The sequence below is a fragment of the Collimonas sp. GW821-FHT07E08 genome (genome assembly GCF_059418905.1).
The window spans coordinates 20,624-40,823 of the sequence record NZ_JBWKQR010000002.1 but is presented as its reverse complement, the minus strand read 5'-3'; the positions used below and the strand labels follow the sequence as shown (position 1 = coordinate 40,823).

At 59.3% G+C, this 20,200-nt stretch carries 16 protein-coding genes; 8 read left to right on the top strand and 8 right to left on the bottom strand.

The window, feature by feature from the left end:
- Nucleotides 1-6 precede the first annotated feature (6 nt).
- On the top strand, nucleotides 7-972 hold the full coding sequence (locus tag AC07RZ_RS02750; protein WP_494666804.1) for a glycosyltransferase family 8 protein: 966 nt from the start codon (nucleotides 7-9) through the stop codon (nucleotides 970-972).
- A 277-nt stretch (nucleotides 973-1,249) separates the two neighbouring features.
- The gene (locus tag AC07RZ_RS02745; protein WP_494666803.1) at nucleotides 1,250-2,146 is read left to right on the top strand and encodes a glycosyltransferase family 9 protein; all 897 of its coding nucleotides are present in this window, start codon (nucleotides 1,250-1,252) and stop codon (nucleotides 2,144-2,146) included.
- Here the strand turns inward: AC07RZ_RS02745 and AC07RZ_RS02740 are convergent.
- The 3 genes from AC07RZ_RS02740 to dnaE form a co-directional block, all read right to left on the bottom strand.
- On the bottom strand, nucleotides 2,124-3,245 hold the full coding sequence (locus tag AC07RZ_RS02740) for a glycosyltransferase family 9 protein (RefSeq protein ID WP_494666802.1): 1,122 nt from the start codon (nucleotides 3,243-3,245) through the stop codon (nucleotides 2,124-2,126). The genes AC07RZ_RS02745 and AC07RZ_RS02740 overlap by 23 nt on opposite strands.
- Before the next feature lie 85 nt (nucleotides 3,246-3,330).
- Complete coding sequence (gene msbA, locus AC07RZ_RS02735) at nucleotides 3,331-5,088, bottom strand: lipid A export permease/ATP-binding protein MsbA (RefSeq protein WP_494666801.1); 1,758 nt, start codon at nucleotides 5,086-5,088, stop codon at nucleotides 3,331-3,333.
- Between the two features lie 141 nt (nucleotides 5,089-5,229).
- Nucleotides 5,230-8,697 carry a DNA polymerase III subunit alpha gene (gene dnaE / locus AC07RZ_RS02730; protein ID WP_494666800.1) on the bottom strand — a complete coding sequence of 1,156 codons (3,468 nt, stop codon included), beginning with the start codon at nucleotides 8,695-8,697 and terminating at the stop codon, nucleotides 5,230-5,232.
- 106 nt (nucleotides 8,698-8,803) lie between these two features.
- Here dnaE and AC07RZ_RS02725 point away from each other — a divergent pair, with 106 nt between their 5' ends.
- A complete protein-coding gene (locus AC07RZ_RS02725) occupies nucleotides 8,804-9,682 on the top strand; it encodes a sulfurtransferase (RefSeq protein WP_494666799.1) in 879 nt (292 codons plus the stop codon).
- A gap of 96 nt (nucleotides 9,683-9,778) precedes the next feature.
- Here the strand turns inward: AC07RZ_RS02725 and AC07RZ_RS02720 are convergent, their stop codons facing one another.
- Nucleotides 9,779-10,354: a flavodoxin family protein gene (locus tag AC07RZ_RS02720; protein WP_144739615.1), complete on the bottom strand. Its 576-nt coding sequence runs from the start codon at nucleotides 10,352-10,354 to the stop codon at nucleotides 9,779-9,781.
- 349 nt (nucleotides 10,355-10,703) lie between these two features.
- On the opposite strand from AC07RZ_RS02720, the gene AC07RZ_RS02715 reads away from it, so the two are divergent.
- Both AC07RZ_RS02715 and gluQRS read left to right on the top strand, forming a co-directional pair.
- Nucleotides 10,704-11,657, top strand: coding sequence for a LysR family transcriptional regulator (locus AC07RZ_RS02715; protein WP_494667035.1), 954 nt, complete (start codon nucleotides 10,704-10,706; stop codon nucleotides 11,655-11,657).
- Nucleotides 11,650-12,543: a tRNA glutamyl-Q(34) synthetase GluQRS gene (gene gluQRS / locus AC07RZ_RS02710; RefSeq protein ID WP_494666798.1), complete on the top strand. Its 894-nt coding sequence runs from the start codon at nucleotides 11,650-11,652 to the stop codon at nucleotides 12,541-12,543. The genes AC07RZ_RS02715 and gluQRS overlap by 8 nt, the downstream gene beginning before the upstream one ends.
- Here gluQRS and AC07RZ_RS02705 read toward each other — a convergent pair whose 3' ends face one another.
- The 4 genes from AC07RZ_RS02705 to AC07RZ_RS02690 all read right to left on the bottom strand — a co-directional run bounded on the left by AC07RZ_RS02705 (nucleotide 12,544) and on the right by AC07RZ_RS02690 (nucleotide 16,257).
- Nucleotides 12,544-14,037, bottom strand: coding sequence for a DEAD/DEAH box helicase (locus AC07RZ_RS02705; protein ID WP_494666797.1), 1,494 nt, complete (start codon nucleotides 14,035-14,037; stop codon nucleotides 12,544-12,546).
- 250 nt (nucleotides 14,038-14,287) lie between these two features.
- The gene (gene tsaD / locus AC07RZ_RS02700; protein WP_144739607.1) at nucleotides 14,288-15,313 is read right to left on the bottom strand and encodes a tRNA (adenosine(37)-N6)-threonylcarbamoyltransferase complex transferase subunit TsaD; all 1,026 of its coding nucleotides are present in this window, start codon (nucleotides 15,311-15,313) and stop codon (nucleotides 14,288-14,290) included.
- 70 nt (nucleotides 15,314-15,383) lie between these two features.
- On the bottom strand, nucleotides 15,384-15,575 hold the full coding sequence (locus AC07RZ_RS02695) for a zf-HC2 domain-containing protein (RefSeq protein ID WP_092397686.1): 192 nt from the start codon (nucleotides 15,573-15,575) through the stop codon (nucleotides 15,384-15,386).
- A 115-nt stretch (nucleotides 15,576-15,690) separates the two neighbouring features.
- Entirely contained in the window at nucleotides 15,691-16,257 is a 567-nt protein-coding gene (locus tag AC07RZ_RS02690) for a sigma-70 family RNA polymerase sigma factor (RefSeq protein WP_494666796.1), read from the bottom strand.
- 171 nt (nucleotides 16,258-16,428) lie between these two features.
- On the opposite strand from AC07RZ_RS02690, the gene ybiB reads away from it, so the two are divergent.
- The 3 genes from ybiB to AC07RZ_RS02675 all read left to right on the top strand — a co-directional run bounded on the left by ybiB (nucleotide 16,429) and on the right by AC07RZ_RS02675 (nucleotide 20,184).
- On the top strand, nucleotides 16,429-17,442 hold the full coding sequence (gene ybiB, locus AC07RZ_RS02685; protein WP_494666795.1) for a DNA-binding protein YbiB: 1,014 nt from the start codon (nucleotides 16,429-16,431) through the stop codon (nucleotides 17,440-17,442).
- A 310-nt stretch (nucleotides 17,443-17,752) separates the two neighbouring features.
- Nucleotides 17,753-18,961 (top strand): cation:proton antiporter, encoded by a 1,209-nt coding sequence (locus tag AC07RZ_RS02680; protein WP_092397692.1) that lies wholly within the window; start codon nucleotides 17,753-17,755, stop codon nucleotides 18,959-18,961.
- Between the two features lie 23 nt (nucleotides 18,962-18,984).
- Nucleotides 18,985-20,184 carry a YbdK family carboxylate-amine ligase gene (locus AC07RZ_RS02675; RefSeq protein WP_494666794.1) on the top strand — a complete coding sequence of 400 codons (1,200 nt, stop codon included), beginning with the start codon at nucleotides 18,985-18,987 and terminating at the stop codon, nucleotides 20,182-20,184.
- Nucleotides 20,185-20,200: the final 16 nt, after the last annotated feature.

The following is a 20,200-nucleotide window of genomic DNA, read 5'->3' as shown; positions in this document are numbered from 1 at the left end:
GCATCCATGAATAGCCCTTTACCGATTTCTCCTGCAGCCGCCGACGGTTCTTTCCATATCGCGTTTTGCGTCGACGACCACTATTGCCGCAGCATGGGGGCGACCATCGCCTCCATCATTGCCAACAGCCCGGGCGTGACGTTCACCTTCCATGTGTTTGCCTTTGCCCTTTCTGAAGACAACCGCCGGCGCTTCAAGGAACTGGAACAGATGTACCAGCTGAAGACGCATGTGCATATCATCGATCCGGCGGTATTCAAGCCGTTCGCGCACATTTCGCAGTTCTCCTACTATTCGCCCACCATCTTCACGCGCCTGCTGATCCCGTCCACTTTGCGCGGCATCTGCGACAAGGTCCTGTACCTCGACGCCGATATCCTGTGCGCCGGCAGCATGGCCGAACTGCTGGACATGGATTTCGGCGACAGCGCGGCGATTGTCGTGCCGGACGCCGACGAGACCACCAGGAGGCGCTGTGCGGCCCTGCAACTGGCATCGCAGAAGTATTTCAATTCCGGCGTGATGTACATGCATGTCGATAACTGGATGGCCCAGGAAATCACCGAAAAAACCATCCTTGCGATCCTCGAAAACGGCAAGGACTACAGGTTCCCGGACCAGGACGCGCTGAATGTGGTGCTGGAAGGGAAAATCCGATATATCCCGAGGAAATGGAATTTCCTGTACGACCTGATCCATGACCTGGAAAAGGACAAGCGCCAGATGCGCGATATCGGCGAGGTGGTATTCATTCACTTCGCAGGCGCCGTGAAACCCTGGAACGACTGGTGCCTGCATGCGTCGCGGGACATGTTCGTCAAGTACCAGGCGTTGTCGCCGTGGGCTGACCTGCCGCTCGATCCGGCGCCAAGAAACTATAAAGAGATGCGGATGTATTCCCGCTTCCTGATGAAACGCGGCCAGGTGCTGGACAGTTTCAAGTGGTACATGAAATACCTTTCCGCCAGGTAAACATGCATGAAGGGTAACAAAAAGTGAGAACCTGGCCGGCGGCCCTGGCCGCCAGCTATAATTTCTGCAACTTATCGTCTATACAGCCTTAACCGATCCAATAATGGCAATAACCAGCTCCCATCTCTTGATATGCCGCACCGACAACATCGGCGACGTCATCCTGACATTACCCATCGCCGCTTTCCTGAAGCAGCACTATCCGGACCTGAAAATCAGTTTCCTGTGCCGGGGTTATGCCGCGCCGGTCGTCAGGCAGTGCCGCAGCATCGATGAGGTGGTGGAACTGGAAAGTTTCCTGCTGGATCCCGCGGCCTATTTTGCCCACGCTAACGTCGATACGATCATATTGGCGCAACCGAACAAACGCCTGGCGGTCATCGCTTTCAAAGCCCGCATCCGCAACCGCATCGGCAACGCTCGCCATAAGCTTTACCAGATGCTGTATTGCAACCGCCGGGTGCGGTTCAAGAAAGGGAACTCGGAATACCACGAAGCGCAGTTCAATTTTGAATTCCTGCGCCCTTTCGGCCTCACGACCATTCCCGAACCTTCGGCCATTCCAGCTCTTTACGATTTCGATGTCCCGCAGAATCCGGAAATAAACCGGCTGCTTCAGCCCTATCCGTTCAACCTCATCCTTCATACAAAATCGAATGGGCATGGGCGCGAATGGCCGGTCAGCCATTACGCGGCGCTTGCCCGGCAGTTGAGCAAATATCCTGACGTCCGCCTGTGGCTGACGGGCAGTCCCGCCGAAGGACAATGGCTGGCCGAACATGCGGAGGAACTGCTGGAATTGGAGAATGTGAGCAACGTGTGCGGCAAGTTCAGCCTGGATCAGCTCAGCTCGCTGATTAACGCAGCCGACGGCTTGATTGCAAGCGGCACCGGTCCGCTCCACATTTCCGCCGCGCTGGGCCAGCGCACGCTCGGCCTGTTCCCGCCGACGCGGCCGATGCATCCGGGGCGCTGGGCGCCGCTCGGGCGACGGGCCCAAGCCTTGTCCTTGCCGGTCAGCTGCACCGGTTGCAAGGATAGCCAGGCGGCCACTTGCGCCTGCATGGAAAACATCACGCCTGAAAGCGTCGCCGAGATCGTTTTGGGATGGCGGCAAGAAGCGCGGGCAGAAAAAGCCCCCGCCCCTGCTATCAGCGCTTCAGAACTGCAATAACCTGCGCAACCGTAATCGCCTTCACCCAGTCCCGACGATTTGCGGTGGTAATGACGATGCTGTTCTCTTTATCGATCGGCGCCCATTCGGGATTTTTCTGACGCATCAACGCAATCACGGGCACCTGTACCGCGTTCGCCAGGTGCATCACCGCGGTTTCAACCGAGATGATCAGGTCGCATTCGCGCAGCATCGCCGGCAGCTGGAAAAAATTCTCCTGGGCGCTGAACAGCTGCAAGCGTTCAACCGCATGACCGTCGAAAAACGTCCTGGCCTGCGCCATTTCTTCCGGCACGACATTCACGATAAACCGGGTATCTTTCCAGGCATCCTGCGTCCTGATCGCTGCCACCAGTTCCACCACCCGTTCCAGCGGCCAGCAGCGTTTGTGGGTCTTGGCGTACGGATTGACGAAAACCAGCTTGGCTGGATTGGCGGATTGCCGGCGGTCGCGATCGAAGCCCCACTTTTTCAGCTGCTCCTGTGCGTACCGGCCCCATTGCTCTGGAATGCGCACGAAAGGCTGGCGTGACGACGCCGCGCTGTCCATGCCGAACAAGCGGTTGAACCAGGCAGCATACACCTCGCTGATGTGCACTCCCGGCAGCGCTACGCGGTCAGGGTCGAAAGCGGCATCCAGTTTGCGGTAAGCCAGGCGCTTGTGCAAAGCAAGGACTCCAGCCGGCTTTTTCATCCCGGCCACAAAACCTTGCGCACTGATTTGGCGCGCCAGCGTTGCATACATGGGCGGCCTCAAGGTCGACAGCGACACCACCAGCGGGTATTGCTGCTTTTGCGCCTCGGCAATCGATTCTTCAAACAAGGCGGGGCTGTATGTTTGCTGATAGACCTTGGCGACGAAAGGACATTCGGCCAGCCAGTCATACAAGGCGTATTTCTTCAGGAAAGGCCAGGCCGCGGTGTTCTTGGTGCGGCGCACCTCATCCACCCATATATGGATCTTGATATGCGGGAAGGCTTGCGCAAAGGCTTGGAAACAATTCTGCAGATAAGTGAAATCGCCGAGGGCAAGGTGGGCGATGAACAGGATCTTATCCGTTTTTTTTAACAGTTCGGCTGGAACGAGTTGTGCTGTCATGAGATTTTCTTTTGATTTTTTTCAGGCGACATTTCCAGAGGGAGCAGGCCGGCGATCTCAAGCACCAAGCCTGAGATCCCGCACATTACATCTCTATATTCACCGCATCCTTGGAAAACTGGAGATGATACAAATTTGCGTATGCACCCTGCTTGCCGAGCAATTCATCGTGGGTGCCGATTTCGACAATGCTGCCGTTCGAGAGCACGACGATGCGGCTGGCGCGCTCGATAGTTGAAAGCCGGTGCGCAATCACGAAGGTGGTGCGGCCCTGCATCAGCTGGTCGAGCGCCGCCTGCACTGCCCGTTCCGACTCGGTATCGAGCGCCGAAGTCGCCTCGTCCAGGATCAGGATGGGAGCATCCTTGTAGATGGCGCGCGCCATTGCCAGGCGCTGGCGCTGGCCGCCGGACAGGCGCGAACCGTTATCGCCGATCTGCGTTTCGTACCCTTCGGGCAAAGCGGCAATCATGTCGGCCAGGTAAGCTGCCTTGGCAGCGGCTTCAATCCGTACGCGGTCCGGCGCCCGGTCGCCATAGGCGATATTGGCAGCGATCGTGTCGTTGAACAGCACCACATTCTGGCTGACCATGGCTATCTGCGCCCGCAGGCTGTTCAAGGATATGTCCTCGATAGGCAAGTCATCCAGCAGGATACGGCCTTCGGTCACCGAATAGAATCCGGGAATCAGGTTCACCAGCGTCGATTTGCCGCCGCCCGACATCCCCACGAAAGCGATGGTTTCGCCCGGTTCGACGTTCAGGTTGATGTTCTTTAGCGCAGGCTTTTCCTGGCCCGGATATGAAAAGCCGACATTGGAAAATGCGATTTTCCCGTTTGCACGCTTGTCCAGCTGTATTCCCCCGGTGCGCTCGACCGGACTGTCGATCAGCTTGAACACCGCTTCTGCCGCAGCCATGCCGCGCTGCAGCGGGCCGTTCACTTCAGCCAGCTGTTTGAGTGGCACCTGCAAGGCGATCATCGCCGCCAGGAACGACACGAAATCGCCCGCGGTAAGCTGGCCGTGGCTTGCCTGCACCAGCCCCATCGTGATCATCGCCGACATTGCGCAGGCCATCATGATTTGCGTGACCGGCACGGTAGCGGCAAAGGTGCTGGTCATGCGCATGCTGTAGTGACGGATATGTTCGGCCGATTCTTCGAACCGCTTCCGCTCGTAAGTCTCGCCGCCAAACACCTTGATGACCTGCTGCGCGCGCGCGGTTTCTTCAATTACCTGGGTCAACTGCGCATTGACGTCGAGAGAATCCTTATTCAGCCGTTTCAAGCGCTTGGCGGTGGTGCGCACTACCAGGATCATCAGCGGCATCAGCACCAGCGCCACGATCGTCAGTTTCCAGCTGATGAACAGCATGTAGCCCAGCAAACCCGCTACGGTCAGCACGCAGCGCACGATCGAGGTAAACAGCTTGCTGATCATTTCTATGATCTGCTGCACTTCAAACATGATCGAATTGATCACGCGCCCTACCGTATGCGTAGCGTGGAAATCAATCGACACATTCAAGATCCGATTGAACATCTGCTGCCGCAATGTCGTCAGCACCCGGGTCGACACCCAGTTAGTCATGTAGGTTGTCAAAAAGGTCGAAGCGCCGCGCGCCACGAATGCGCCAATCACGGCGACCGGCACCAGCCACAGCGGGAACGTAGGTTTTTCGACAAAACCGTTGTCCAGCAGGATTTTGAAAATGTAAGCTACCAGCGGCTCCGTCGCCGCGGTCACCACCATTCCAAGAAGCCCAAGGATCAGTCTTCTTTTGTATGGGCGATGCAATAGTGCAAGGCGCTTGAAAATTGTTGTATAGGAAAATGCGCTCATAAGTCAGTCTGCTTTAAGTTCTTTTTTGCGCTTTACCGTCATGAAAAAATCTTCCCTGAAAGTAGTGCTGGGTAATATGGGAATGCAGAGCCAATTGGCAAAGCGCGGCAGCTGTGCCCTTGGGGGCCTTGTTTACAGGCCCTAGTATTCCACGGCGACAGCTTCCTTCCCTACTTTTTCCACCAGCGCCAGCTGCAAGCCGTCGCTGGGGGACACTCGCCATGCATCGCCCAGCACTATTTCGCAAGCTACGCCGTCGCCGGTGTAGCGCAGCGTCATCGGCAAGCCGCTGTCGGACCGGTGCGACGACAGCATTTCCCTCAGCTGCGCCGCATCGATTTTCTGTGACGGCGACGATAGGGACAGCACGATTTGACGGCCGTATTGAATCCGCGCAGTAGCGATATCCATCACCCGTTCAGCGGACACCCGCAAGCCGCCGTTGAAACGGTCTTCAGAGACCTTGCCATGCACCACCAGGAATTCGTCTTCCTTGAAAAACGCCTTGTTGGGCTCGAACTGTTCGTTATAGACGGTAACGTCGACAGTCGCGCTGCCGTCGTCGAGCGTGACGATCATCATTTTTCCACGCTGCGTCATTTGCGCCCGCAGGCCGGAGATGATGCCCGCCAGGACGCGCGGTTCGCGCGACGGTTCCAGGCTGCCCAGCGGCGTGCGCGCGAAGCGGCGCGCTTCGGCGGCGTAGGCATGGAACAGATGGCCTGACAGATAGAAGCCCAGCGCGCTTTTCTCTTCGGTCAGTTTTTGTTTGTCGGTCCATGGCGCGGCCTGCACATATTCGATCGGCGCTTCCAGGTCGCTGTCGTCGCCGCCAAACAGGCTGACCTGGTTGGCCGAGGCCAGCTTCTGGTCTGCCGCTTCCATCGCCCGCGGCACCGACGCCAGCAGGATGCCGCGGTCGACCTTGAAACAATCGAAGGCGCCGGCGCGTATCAGCGACTCGATGGTGCGGCGATTGATCTGGCGCTTGTCCACCCGCAGGCAGAAATCGAACAGGTCGGCAAACGGTTTTTCCTGGCGGGCGGCGATGATGGCTTCAATCGCGTTCTGGCCCGAGCCTTTTACCGCACCGAGGCCGTAACGGATGAAGGTGGCTTTCTTGCCCGGTTCGCCTTCCGGCGTAAAACGGTAATCCGAGAGATTGATGTCCGGCGGCAGCAAGGTCAGCTTGCACACCGTCAGCGAATCTTCCACCAGGATCTTGATCTTTTCGGTGTCGTCCATCGCCAGCGACAAGTTGGCGGCCATGAACGCGGCGGGATGATGCGCCTTCAGGTATGCGGTGTGATAGGACAGCAAGGCGTAAGCGGCGGCATGCGACTTGTTGAAGCCGTAGCCCGCGAATTTTTCCATCAGGTCGAAAATCTCGTCGGCCTTGGCTTCGCTCAAGCCGTCCTTGGCGGCGCCGTCGCGGAAAATCTGGCGGTGCTCGGCCATCTCTTCCGCTTTTTTCTTACCCATCGCCCGCCGCAGCAAATCCGCGCCGCCGAGCGAGTAGCCGCCGACCACCTGCGCCATCTGCATCACCTGCTCCTGGTACACCATGATACCGTAGGTTTCCGACAAGATGCCTTCGGTACGCGGGTCGGGATAGTCGAAGCGCTCGCCGTGCTTGCGTTTGCAGAAATCCGGGATCAGGTCCATCGGACCCGGCCGATACAACGCCACCAGCGCGATAATGTCTTCGAAACGGTCGGGCCGCGCGTCTTTCAGCATGCCTTGCATGCCGCGGCTTTCCAGCTGGAACACGGCGACCGTTTTGGCCGCGGTCAGCAATTCGTATGACGGCCGGTCGTTGAGCGGCAGCTTCTCCAGGCTGAAATCGGCCATGGCCGGATCGAGCTGCTTGATGTAGCGCACTGCGCGGTCAAGGATCGTCAGCGTGGTCAAACCCAAAAAGTCGAACTTGACCAGGCCGACGGCTTCCACGTCGTCCTTGTCGTACTGCGACACCACGCCGGCGTCGCCGCCTTGGGTATACAGCGGGCAGAAATCGGTCAGCTTGCCCGGCGCGATCAGCACGCCACCGGCATGCATGCCGATATTGCGGGCGATGCCTTCGACTTGCTGCGCCAGGTTGAGCAGCTGCTTGACCTCTTCTTCGTTCTCCAGGCGTTCGGCCAGCATCGGCTCTTCCTGGATCGCATCGGCAATCGTGACGTGCTTGCCCGGCTTGAACGGAATCAGCTTGGAAATGCCGTCGCAGAAGTTGTAGCCGAAATCGAGCACCCGGCCGACGTCGCGGATCGCGCCCTTGGCTGCCATCGTACCGAAGGTCGCAATCTGCGATACCGCGTCCTTGCCGTATAAATCCTTGACGTGCTGGATGACGCGGTCGCGGCCTTCCTGGCAAAAGTCGATATCGAAGTCGGGCATCGATACCCGCTCAGGATTGAGGAAGCGTTCGAACAGCAGGTTGTATTTGAGCGGATCCAGGTCAGTGATCTGCAACGAATACGCCACCAGCGAACCGGCGCCCGAACCCCGCCCCGGGCCTACCGGCACGCCATTCTGCTTGGCCCAGCGGATAAACTCGGCAACGATCAGGAAGTAGCCGGGGAAACCCATCTTGATGATGGTGTCGGTTTCAAATTTCAACCGGTCCTGATAACGCTGGCGCTGCTGCTCGCGCCTGGTTTCATCCGGGAACAGGTGCAGCAGGCGCAGCTCCAGTCCCTCTTGCGATTGCTGTATCAGGAACTCGCCGATGGTCATGCCGTCCGGCGTCGGGAAATCCGGCAATTGCGGTTTGCCCAGCTGCAGCGTCAGGTTGCAGCGCTTGGCGATTTCGATGGAGTTTTGCAGCGCCGCCGGCATGTCGGCGAACAGTGCGGCCATCTCGGCCTGGGTCTTGAACGATTGCTGGTCATTGAAGCGGCGTACGCGGCGCGCATTGGCCAGCATTTCGCCTTCGGCGATACAGGTGCGCGCTTCATGCGCGATGAATTCTTCCTTGTCCAGGAACTGGATCGGATGGGTAGCCACCACCGGCACGTTGAATTTGGCCGCCAGCGCCACCGCCTGGCGCACATGCGTTTCCATGTTGGGCTGGTCGGCGCGCTGGATCTCGACATAGAAATTGTCCGGGAAAATCTCCGCCCAACGCGCGATGCAGCGCTCCGCCAATCCTGTATTGCCATTGTCGATCGCAATGCCGATATCGCCGAAGTGGGCGCCGGACAAGGCGATCAGGCCGTTGCCGCCGCCCTGCGCCGCCAGTTCGGCCAGCCATTCGGCGCGGATTTCGGCGCGGCCGCGGTGCAGGTTTTCCAGCCAGGCCCGGGACAGCAGTTCGCACAGCTGCAGGTAACCGCCGCGGTTCTTGACCAGCAGCAGCAAACGCGACGGCTTGTCGCGATCGTCGTCATTGGTGATCCAGACATCGCAGCCGATGATCGGCTTGATGCCTTTGCCGCGCGCCGCCTTGTAGAATTTGACCATGCCGAACAGATTGGCGAGGTCGGAGATGCCAAGCGCTGCCTGCTTGTCGCCGGCAGCTGCTTTCACTACATCGTCGATGCGCACCAGGCCGTCGACAATGGAGTACTCGGAATGGAGGCGGAGATGGATAAATTGCGGTGTCGTCATGGCCGGTATTTTACCCTGAGGCCCTGCCGCCCACCGGCAAAATTGGGCAATCCTGCGGCCGGCGTTTATAATACTGATAAATCAACGACTTACCGAGAATTTCACCATGCAGTCCAGTCATCCCTACGTCAACATCGCCGCCTATAAATTCATCACGTTTACGGACACCGAGCAAAAGCGTCCGGAATTCCTTGCAATTTGCAAACAATTGCAACTAAAAGGAACGATTTTACTTACACCGGAAGGCATCAACCTGTTCCTGGCCGGGCTGCGCGAGCAAATCGACCAGTTCCTGGCCTGGCTGCGCGCGGACGAACGGTTTGCCGACCTCGAAGTAAAGGAAAGTTATTCCGAAAAACAGCCTTTCACCCGGATGCTGGTCAAGCTGAAGGCCGAAATCATCACGATGAAACACCCCCTGATCAAGCCGGAACTGGGCCGCGCCCCGGCGGTGCAAGCGCAGACGCTGAAACGCTGGCTGGACCAGGGCTACGATGACACCGGCCGGCCGGTGGTCATGCTCGATACCCGCAATGCATTTGAAGTCGATGTCGGCACCTTTGAAAACACCATTGACTACCGGATCGAGAAGTTCAGCGAATTTCCGGCGGTGATCGCTGCCCACAAGGATGAGCTGGCCGACAAGACCGTCGTCACTTTCTGTACCGGCGGCATCCGCTGCGAGAAGGCGGCGATCCACATGCAGAATATCGGCTACGACAGCGTCTACCAGCTGGAAGGCGGGATTCTCAAGTATTTCGAAGAATGCGGCGGCGCCCACTATGACGGCGACTGTTTCGTGTTCGACTATCGCACCGCGCTCAATCCGCAGCTGCAGGAAACCGCCACCGTGCAATGCTACGCTTGCCGCGCAGTGGTAACGCCGCGCCAGCAGCTGTCGCCGCAATACGTGGCCGGCAAGTCCTGCCCGCATTGCCAGCCGGAAGCCGCGGCGGCGCCAGCCGAAGCCACCGGCGCGTACTGAACGCAACGGCCTGGACCAGAAAAAAAGCCCGCTTGCAATCGCCAGCGGGCTTTTTACTTTCTGGAGCGAACCTCGGTTCGCCCTCCTGCAATCAGATTACTTCTTGAATTTCTGCGCAGTCTCTGCGACACGCTTGCCAAACTGCTTGGCGGTTTCAAGATCGCCGGCCGCAGGGCCTTCTTCCGGGGAAGAGTCCGACGGGCTTTGCGCCAGGGCGCCGGAGAAACCGCCGACGAAGTTCACGTCGTTACGTTGCGCGGCCTTGCTGTTGGCCGGCATCAGGCCGGTGCCGACCCAGACCATGCTGTGCTGCATCGCGAATGTAATCAGATAGCTCATGGTGGTGCCCTTGTCGCCATTCATGGTCGCGGAATTGGTGAAACCGGCAGCTACCTTGTCCTTCCATTTCTGTCCGAACCATTGCTTCGACGATGTATCGGCAAATTTCTTGAACTGCCAGGAAACCGTGCCCATGTAGGTCGGCGTGCCAAAGATGATGGCGTCGGCCGCTTCCAGCGAAGCCCAGGCAGCGTCGCTGAGATTGCCTTCGGCATCGATGGCGATCAGCTCAGGTACAGCGCCCTCGGCCCGCAGCACGCCAGCGTGCACGGCTTCCGCCTGGTTTTTGGTATGGCCGTAGCCGGAATGATAAACAATAGCAACTTTAGTCATGGCAATGCCCTTTTGGTGTGGGAATCCGTTTGAAAAATGAACAAGCAACGCAATAAATCAGACAGCATCAGCGCAATAGTCAGGCCAGCTGCTTTGCCACGGATCACGATAGCTGGCGAACCTAAAACCAAATCCAGAGTCAAGCCAACCATGACCGGCCTGCATTGAGCCGCTATTCGATCCTGGTATATCCGAAAATTTATTTCGCTATAGAAATCCGCTATATGAATCTATTGGATTACTTGGCACTATAGCCTTAAGAAATGACTTAAGACAGACGCCAAATTCCAATATATCATTCAAATTATCTGAATGAAATTTTCACAACATTCCCATTCGCATGGCAACAATGAACCTGACGCTGGAAGCCCTGCAGATCCTCGATACGATCGCCCGCAAAGGCAGCTTTGCCGCGGCGGCAGTGGAGCTGGACCGTGTGCCGTCCGCGCTCACCTACAGCGTGCGCAAGCTGGAAGAAGACCTGGACGTGCTGCTGTTCGACCGCCGCGGCCACCGCGCCAAGCTGACCGGCGCCGGCCTGGAGCTGCTGACCGAGGGCCGGCGCCTGCTGCTGGCGGCGCAGGAACTGGAACGGCGCGTCAAGCGCGCGGCGACCGGCTGGGAAGTGGAACTGCGCATCGTCCTCGACAGCATCATCCCGTTTGACAGCCTGCTGCCGCTGATTGAAGCTTTCGACCGTGAAAATGCCGGCACCCGCCTGCGCATTTCGCATGAGACATTGTCGGGCGTATGGGAAGCATTGCTGTCGGACCGCGCCGACCTGGTTATCGGCGCGCCCCATGGCGGCCCCGACAGCATCCGCATGAGCGGCGGCTTCCAGACCCGCCAGCTGGGGACGATTGAATGGGTTTTCGCGGTTGCCCCCGGCCACCCGCTGGCCAATGCGCCGGAACCGCTCACTGCCGGCCTGATACAGCAATATCGGGCGGTAGCGGTGGGCGACACCAGCCGCAGCTTGCCCGGCATCACGTCGGGCTTGCTGAGCGGCCAGGACATCTTGACCGTGCCCTCCATCGCCGCGAAGCTGCAGGCCCAGCTCCGCGGCCTCGGCTGCGGCCATTTGCCGCGCTGGATGGCGGCCCCTCATTTTGCCTCCGGCGCATTGATTGAAAAGCAGACCATCGAAGCCAAACCCACCGACAAGACACAAATCGCCTGGCGCACGCCAGTCGTGGGAAAATCTCTTAAATGGTTCATCACGCAACTTAGCGAACCTGCGATCCAGCACACCCTGCTTGGCTCGCCGGCGCCGCATCATCACGAATCGATCAGCCATGTCTAATGAAGCAAGCTATATCGGCCGTTTCGCCCCCTCGCCCACCGGACCTCTGCACGCCGGATCCCTGGTGGCGGCGATGGCCAGTTACCTGGATGCCAAGGCCAACCACGGGCGCTGGCTGTTGCGCATGGAAGACGTGGATGAAGCGCGTACCGCAGCAGGCGCGGCGGAATCGATCCTGGCGGACCTGGATGTGCTGGGCATGCACTGGGATGGCGAAGTGGTGTTCCAAAGCCAGCGCACCGCGCTATACGAAGCGGCTTTCGACCGTCTCGGGCGGCTGGCCTATCCGTGCGGCTGCACCCGCCGCGAAATTGTCGACTCCCGCATCTGCGTAGCCGCCGACGGTGCGGCGGTCTATCCCGGCACTTGCCGCACCGGCCTGCCGGTCGGCAAGCCGGCCCGCGCTTACCGCCTGCGCGTGCCGGATCCTGGGCATATCGATGAACTGATCATTTTTGACGATCGCTGGCTGGGCCGCGTACAGCAGCACCTGGCGATAGAAGTCGGGGATTTTGTGCTGAAACGGGCGGATGGCTTCTGGGCTTACCAGCTGGCGGTGGTGGTCGACGATGCCGACCAGGGCGTTACCCATGTGGTGCGCGGCGCGGACCTGCTCGATTCAACCGCGCGCCAGATTTACCTGCAGCGCCAATTAAAACTGGCGACACCGTACTACTTGCATGTCCCGGTCATCACCAATGCCGACGGTGAAAAGCTATCCAAGCAAAACGGCGCGCAAGCCATCGACATCAAGCAGCCGCTGCATGCGCTAAGCAAGGCGGCCTGGTTCCTGGGTTTGGATATTGGACAAGTCGATAGCGTAGCGGCGTTCTGGCCGCTGGCTACCACCGCCTGGGCCAATCTGGAAACGAGCCGCCGCGCTTGATCAGTTCTTTGGCAGGCCGCCCAGCAAAGCGGCCAGCTTCACCTTCGACGGCTTGATCGAGCCGCCTGCCGGCGCTACGCTGCTGGCTGAATCCACTTCGGCTGCGAGCGTCGGTTCGTATGGCTTGAGGAACCACGGGTCGATTTTTTCCTTGCGCGAAGTCGGCGTCGACGTGTAGGCGCTGCGTGTGTGCTGGGTGCTGCGGTCAGAAGACGGAGCGCCGCGGCTGTCGCCACGGCCGTTGCGCGCATCGGCGCCGCGTCCGGAAGAGCGCTCGCGTTCGGCGCTGGCCGGCTTGGCGACAAACCCGGTCAGCTCGGCGCGCACAAACTTGTACTTGATCATCTTTTCGATGTCGACCAGCAAGCGTTCATCCTTGTCGGCGTACAGGGAAATCGCATCGCCGGAAGCGCCGGCGCGGCCGGTACGGCCGATACGGTGCACGTAATCTTCGGCGTTGTACGGCAAATCAAAATTGATCACGCATGGCAGTTCGGCGATATCCAGGCCGCGTGCGGCGACATCGGTCGCCACCAGCACTTCGATCTCGCCGCGCTTGAATGCTTCCAGCGCCGCCATGCGCTCGTTCTGGGTCTTGTCGCCGTGGATCGCCGATGCATTGACGCCTTCGTTTTCCAGGTGGCGCGCCAGTTTCGAGGCGCCGATCTTGGTATTGGAGAAAACGATGACCTGCTTCAGCTTGCGTTCGCGGATGATGTGCGACACCGCCTCAGCCTTGGTTTGTTCATTGACGTGATACATGGTTTGCGTCACGTTGTCGGCGGTGGCGTTGCTGCGCGCCACTTCGATCGTTACCGGGTTCTTCAGGAAAGTCGCCGCCAGCTTCTTGATCTCGCCCGAGAACGTGGCTGAAAACATCAGGTTCTGGCGCTCTTTCGGCAACAGGTTGATGATGCGCTGCAAATCAGGCAGGAAACCCATGTCCAGCATGCGGTCGGCTTCGTCCATCACCAGGATTTGCGTCTGCGACAGGTTCAGCGTCTTTTGCTGCACGTGGTCCAGCAAGCGGCCGGGAGTCGCAATCACGATCTCGATGCCGGAACGCAGGGCAGCGGTTTGCGGGGCGATATCGACGCCGCCGAACACCACGGTGGAACGCAGCGGCGTATGCCGGCAATAAGCCTTGACGTTTTCCGCAACCTGGTCGGCCAGTTCACGCGTCGGCGTCAGGATCAGGGCGCGTACCGGATGCCGCGCCGGCGAAGCGCTGGTGTTGGCATGCGCCAGCAGCAGCTGGATGATCGGCAAGGAAAAACCGGCAGTCTTGCCGGTTCCTGTCTGTGCCGCTCCCATGACGTCGCGCCCTTGCAGCACCACCGGAATCGCTTCCGCCTGGATCGGGGTTGGATGGACATAACCCTGGTCGCTCAGTGCGCGCAGGATATCCGGGGATAGCCCGAAATCTGCGAAACGGACGGTGGGCGTGGTTGGCACTGCTGGATCAGCTTGAATCTCGGACTGGATGTCGGACATGGTAGTTGGCGGCCTTTGGTGCAAGATGCACTCGAACAAAGGCACTATTTGCTCTCAATTGAATCGTGAATTTCGTGTCGGCCCATTGCTGGCGACCGGTACTTGCCGAGGCAAGCCGCAGCGCCAGCATGCGAACCAAATGATTGTGGAAGTGCCATAACAGGCACCGCAAGCCGGATTACCACTTTGACATCATTGCCGACATGTTTTGTACCACAGTCGCGCATTATACGCCTAGCTGGGAATTTGCTCAGATACCCAGTTCATTCAGCGGCCAGCGCGGCCGTACATTGAACCCATAGGTACGCTGCGCCGCCTGCGGATTGATCTGCAGGCGCATGGCGCCGGCAAAGGCAATCATCGCGCCATTGTCGGTGCAAAACTCCAGTTCCGGGTAATACACCCGGAAGCGCCGCTTCTCTGCCGCGGCATCCAGGGCGCTGCGCAATTGCTGGTTGGCGCCTACTCCGCCCGCGATCACCAGGCGCTTGAGGCCGGTCTGTTTCAGCGCGGCCAGGCATTTGGCCAGCAGCACGTCGACCAGTGCATCGACAAAAGCGCGCGCGATATTGGCCTTGTCCTGGTCGCAAATATTGGCCGTATGGTTTTTGACAAGCGTCAGCACCGCCGTTTTCAGGCCGGAGAAGCTGAAATCCAGGTTTTTCGAATGCAACATGGGCCGCGGCAACTGATACACCGAAGGATCGCCGAATTCGGCCAGGCGCGAAATCGCCGGTCCGCCGGGATAACCGAGCCCAAGCAGCTTGGCCGATTTGTCGAACGCCTCGCCGGCGGCGTCATCCAGCGTCTCGCCCAGCAAGCTGTATCGGCCGACGCCGTCGACCCGCATCAGCTGGGTGTGGCCGCCCGACACCAGCAAGGCGACAAACGGAAATTCGGGAGGATCGCTGGCCAGCAGCGGCGACAGCAAATGCCCTTCCAGGTGATGCACACCCAGCATCGGCTTGTCCAGCGCCAGGCCGAGGCCGCAGGCAATCGATGCGCCCACCAGCAGCGCTCCCGCCAGTCCCGGTCCCTGGGTGTAAGCGATGGCATCGATGTCCTGCCGCGCGATGCCGCTTTCCGCCAATACTTGTTGCAATAAAGGAATGGCGCGCCGGATATGGTCGCGCGAAGCTAGTTCCGGCACCACGCCGCCGTATTGCTCATGCATCGCCACTTGCGAATAGAGGGCGTGCGCGAGCAAGCCGCGCTCGGTATCGTAGAGCGCAAGGCCGGTTTCGTCACAGGAAGATTCAACGCCGAGAACAATCATGGGTGGGGCAATAGGTAAGGAATGCGGCATTGTAAAGGAAAGCGCGGACGGCGCCCGCGGCAGGTTTCGATTAATCCTTGCCGAGCTGCCGCATCGCCTGCCGCATGAACGCCAGCTGTTGCGAGAACCTGGTGCAAGCCGTGCAAGTCCACAGGTGCACGCGTACCCGCGCCCGGGTCAGCGGCGACAGATTGCTGTCCTGCGCCTGGGACAGGAGCAGCTGGGTATCTCGGCAATGTGGGATCAGGCGTTTATATGGCATAAAATAAATTTACCGGCTGTGCGAACATTCTGGCATTCATGGTTAGTCGCGCCATGAATGCAATACTTACAATAAGACCTGGATTAGCTTTACATTGTGTACGAAAACCGCCAATTCAAGCCTGCGTGCCGAACCAGTTTAACTGCAAGCATTCGCGCAGCCGCGTGCGCGCCCGGTACAGCAGCACCCAGGCATTGGCGGCGGTAATGTCGAGCTCTTTGCAGATTGCGTCGGTATCCAGCTCCAGCCATTCCCGCATCATGAAAATGCGGCCGGTCTTGGCCGGCAATTTGTCTATGCATAACTGCAAGATATCGAAGAATTCCTTGCGCTCCAGCGCCTGGTCCGGATTGCCCCAGCTGGGGGCGGCTTCCACCGCATGCCCTGACGAGGTAAACAGGGCGTCGATCATGTCAGCATCGCTGCGGTCCGCGTCCTCATCCGTGCTCAGCTGCACCTCGCGCTTGCCGCGCCGCAGCTGGTCCAGCAATTTGTGCTTGAGGATGCCGATGACATAAGTCTTGAACGAGGACTGCTCCTGGAAACGGTCGGGATGCTCAAGCACCGCAAGCACGGTTTCCGAGACGGCATCCTCGGCCAGGGCGTCATTGCGCAGCTGCAGCGCGGCAAACCGCACCAGCTGCGGCCGCAGTATTTCAAGCTGGCGAGGATCGAATGCCATATAAGCCCAGATAAGAAAAACCAAGAACAGGCGCCAGGCAGTCCGCTGGACAAGCTGGCTGAATGGCGACGATTTTACCCGATGCCCATGGACCAGGACCTGTTAAAGTAAAATCGCTGCGGACAGGCACCGCGCCATTCCCCGTTTGCAAACCCAGACCGTTATCCGCACATGAATAATATCCAGCCCGCCGAACCGTTCCCCGCCGCCCGCTTCATCAAGGAGATCGGGCGCGGCAAGGACGGCGCGCGCAGCCTGTCGCGCAACGATGCGCACGATTTGTATGCCGCCATGCTGGATGGCCGCGTCTCCGACCTGGAAATGGGAGGAATCCTGCTGGCGATGCGCATCAAGGGTGAATCGGTAGAAGAAATCGCCGGCTTCCTGCAGGCGGCGGAAGCATCGTTTACGCAAATAGCGCTGCCCGCCCAAGCCGGCAGTGCCGCCTGGCAATATGCGCCGATTGTCATCCCCAGCTATAACGGCGCGCGCCACATGGCCAACCTGACGCCCTTGCTGGCCATGCTGCTGGCGCGCGAGGGCGTGCCGGTATTGCTGCATGGCGTATTGACGGATCCGGGCCGCGTCACCAGCGCGGAAATTTTCCAGGCGCTGGGCCATCCGGCCTGCACCAGCATCGGGCAGGCGCAACAATGCTTCGTACAGCGCTTGCCGGCCTTCATGCCGATCGACGCGCTGGCGCCGAAAATGGCGAGGCTGCTGGCCATGCGGCGCATTCTCGGGGTGCGCAATTCCACCCACACCCTGGTCAAAATCATGCAGCCGTTCGTGGCGCCGGCCTTGCGCCTGAGCTCATACACCCACCCGGAATACCTGGCCATGCTGACGGCATATTTCACGACGACCGCCGCGGCCGAACGCGGAGACGTGTTTTTAATGCGGGGCACGGAAGGCGAAACGGTAGCCAATGCCAGGAAGGCGCAAAAAATCGACTGGCTGCATGGCGGCCGGCAGACCACGCTGGTGGAAAAACAAAGCATTGCCGACGACATGCCGGCTTTGCCCGGGCAGCGCGACGCCGCCAGCACCGCAAACTGGATACGGCTAGCCTTGGAGCAAAAGGAATTGATCCCGAAACCGATTGCCGAACAAGTCGAACAATGCCTGGCCGTCTGCCGAGCCCTGCACGCGCAATACAATCCTGCGGATATCGGCCGGCGATAGTAATTTCCTAATGGAACTAATTTTTGCGGCAGCGAACAAACCAGACTGATTCAAGATAAAAGCCGGATGCATGTACTATGTGGCAGTCGTCAAAACATTGCCATAGAGAATTGCAGCCAAATTGCAGTCTATTCTTAGCTTAGGCAATACCTTAAACAAATCGGATAGCGCAACGCAAATATAATCATCGCAAGGAGAGTGCGCTTAAAACCACGCAAGTCAGTATTTCAGCTATACCCATTCATCTGCCTGTACGGCATCTTGTCCAGCGTAGCGTCTTTTGCTGCAAGACTAATTTTCTGGAGGATCCATGGATTGGACTCTTCCGCCCTTTGCGCTAGCACAGCCCATCCAATGGAATGCGCTGTTACTGTTCGGCAGCTTGCTGCTGTTCGGGCTAGTGGGCGGCCATATAGTAACGAAAAACCCTTGGTTTCCACGCATTACCGGCTACCTGATCGTCGGCTTCCTGCTTGGCGTGGGCGGACTCGACCTGCTTTCCGGCGACGTGCTCAAGCTGGCGAACATCTTTGCCGACATGGCGATGGCGCTGGTTGTATATCAGCTGGGCCGCTATGTCGACATCGGCTGGCTGCGCCGCGAAAAATGGCTGCTGGCGACCGTCGTCCTTAGCGCCGTATTGTGTTTCACCTTCGTCAGCGGCGCATTGATCTGGTTCGGCACTGCGCGCGTGCCGGCGCTGCTGGGCGGCGTGCTTGCCATCGCCACCGCGCCGGCGGTAGTCATGGTGGTGGTGCGCGAACTCCAGGCCGAAGGCCAGGTGACGCGCCGCCTTGCCGCCATGACGGCGCTGAATAATTTTGTCGCCCTGCTGGCGGCATATGCCTTGCTGCCTGTCGTCGCCCATGAAAGCGCCGCGCCCTTCGGCACGCTGCTGGCCCACACCTTGTATTCGCTGTGCGGCTCGCTGGTGCTGGCGTACCTGACCTACCGCCTGATGATCCCTCTGGCGCGCCTGCTGGGCCGCCAGCCGAGCCGCCAGTTCGTGCTGGTGATCGCCGTCATCACCCTGGCGATCGGCGCCGCGCACGCACTGCAGCTGCCGATATTGCTTACCATGCTGATTTTCGCGATCATGTCGAAGAACCTCGATCACCAGTATGACCTGATGGAACTGGAGTTCGGCGTCGCCAACGAATTGTTCATCGTGATGCTGTTTGTCACGATGGGCGCTTCGATCCGCCTGTCCGACCTGTCGATGGTGGGCGCCTCGGTCGCAGTGCTCATCGCGGCCCGCTTCCTGGCCATGGCCTGCGGCGTCTTTTCGTTTGCGCACTTTGCCAAGATGAAATGGAAACAGGCGGCGCTGATCACCCTCGGCACCTTGCCCATGACGGAGGCCGGACTGGGGCTGATGCAAACCACCGCCTACCTCTATCCCAATACCACTGCCGAAGTCTTGCCGTTGCTGGCCGGCTGCCTGATCGTCCTGGAATTGCTGGGGCCGATAGCGACCCAGTTCGCCCTGATCAGGTCGGGCGAAAGCGGACGCGAATAAGGCTATGAATTAAAGGTGAACCCATGACCGAAAACACCCAAGGCGGCATTGCACCGAGCGGCGCAGCAACAGCGGAGATCTTGCCGTTTACCAGTTCGGCCCCGTTTACGATGGGAATCGAGCTGGAACTGCAGCTGGTGAACCGCCGCAACTACAACCTGGCCAGCGATGCGGTCGACCTGCTGACCTGGATCGAACCGCGCGACCTGCAAAAGCAGATCAAGCTGGAAATGACGCAAGGCATGATCGAGCTCAATTCCGACGTGCACACCCGGGTCGACCACCTGGTCGAGGAGCTGAAAGGCCTGCGCGCGGCGCTGAACCGCGGCGCGCAATACCTGAACATCGACGTCTCCGGCGGCGGCGCCCATCCGTTCCAGCACTGGAACGAACAACGGATTACGCCGAGCGAACGCTTCTACCACCTGCATGAAAAATACGGCTACCTGGCCAAGACATTCACCGTCTTCGGCCAGCATATCCATGTCGGCGTGCCGAACGGCGACGACGCCCTGTACCTGACCCACGCGTTCTCGCGTTTCGTGCCGCATTTCATTGCGCTGTCGGCCGCCTCGCCGTTTTACCAAGGCGCCGACACCAAGTTCGAATCCTCGCGCAGCAACGTGGTGCGCGCGTTTCCGCTGTCGGGAACCGCCCCTACGCTGACCCGCTGGAGCGATTTCGAATCGTATTACGATGAATTGCTGCGCATGGGAATCGTCGCCAGCATGAAGGATTTTTACTGGGACATCCGCCCCAAGCCGGAATACGGCACCGTTGAGATCCGCGTCTGCGACACCCCGCTGACGATCGAACACGCGGCGCACCTGGGATGCTATGCGCAACTGCTGGCGCGCTGGATCCTGACTGAAAGACCGTATGTCATCACCAACGATTTTTACCTGCTGTACCAGTACAATCGCTTCGAAGCCAGCCGTTACGGCCTGAACGGCTCCATGGCGTTGCACGGCAACACCCCGGCCACCTCGTCGAAACTGCCGATCTACCAGCACCTGCTGGACCACCTGCAGGATTTACAGCGGTATACTCAGAACGAAGCCGAGCAGCTGACCATCAAGCGCTTGCGCCACATGGCGGAAGATCGCCTCAGCGATGCCGCCTGGCTGCGGCAGACTTTTACCGAGCGCGGTTCGCTCAATGACATGATGCGGCTGTCTTCGGAACTGTGGATGGGGCAAGCGCCCCCGCCGTACTTCCAATAGCTTTCAATATCTATTT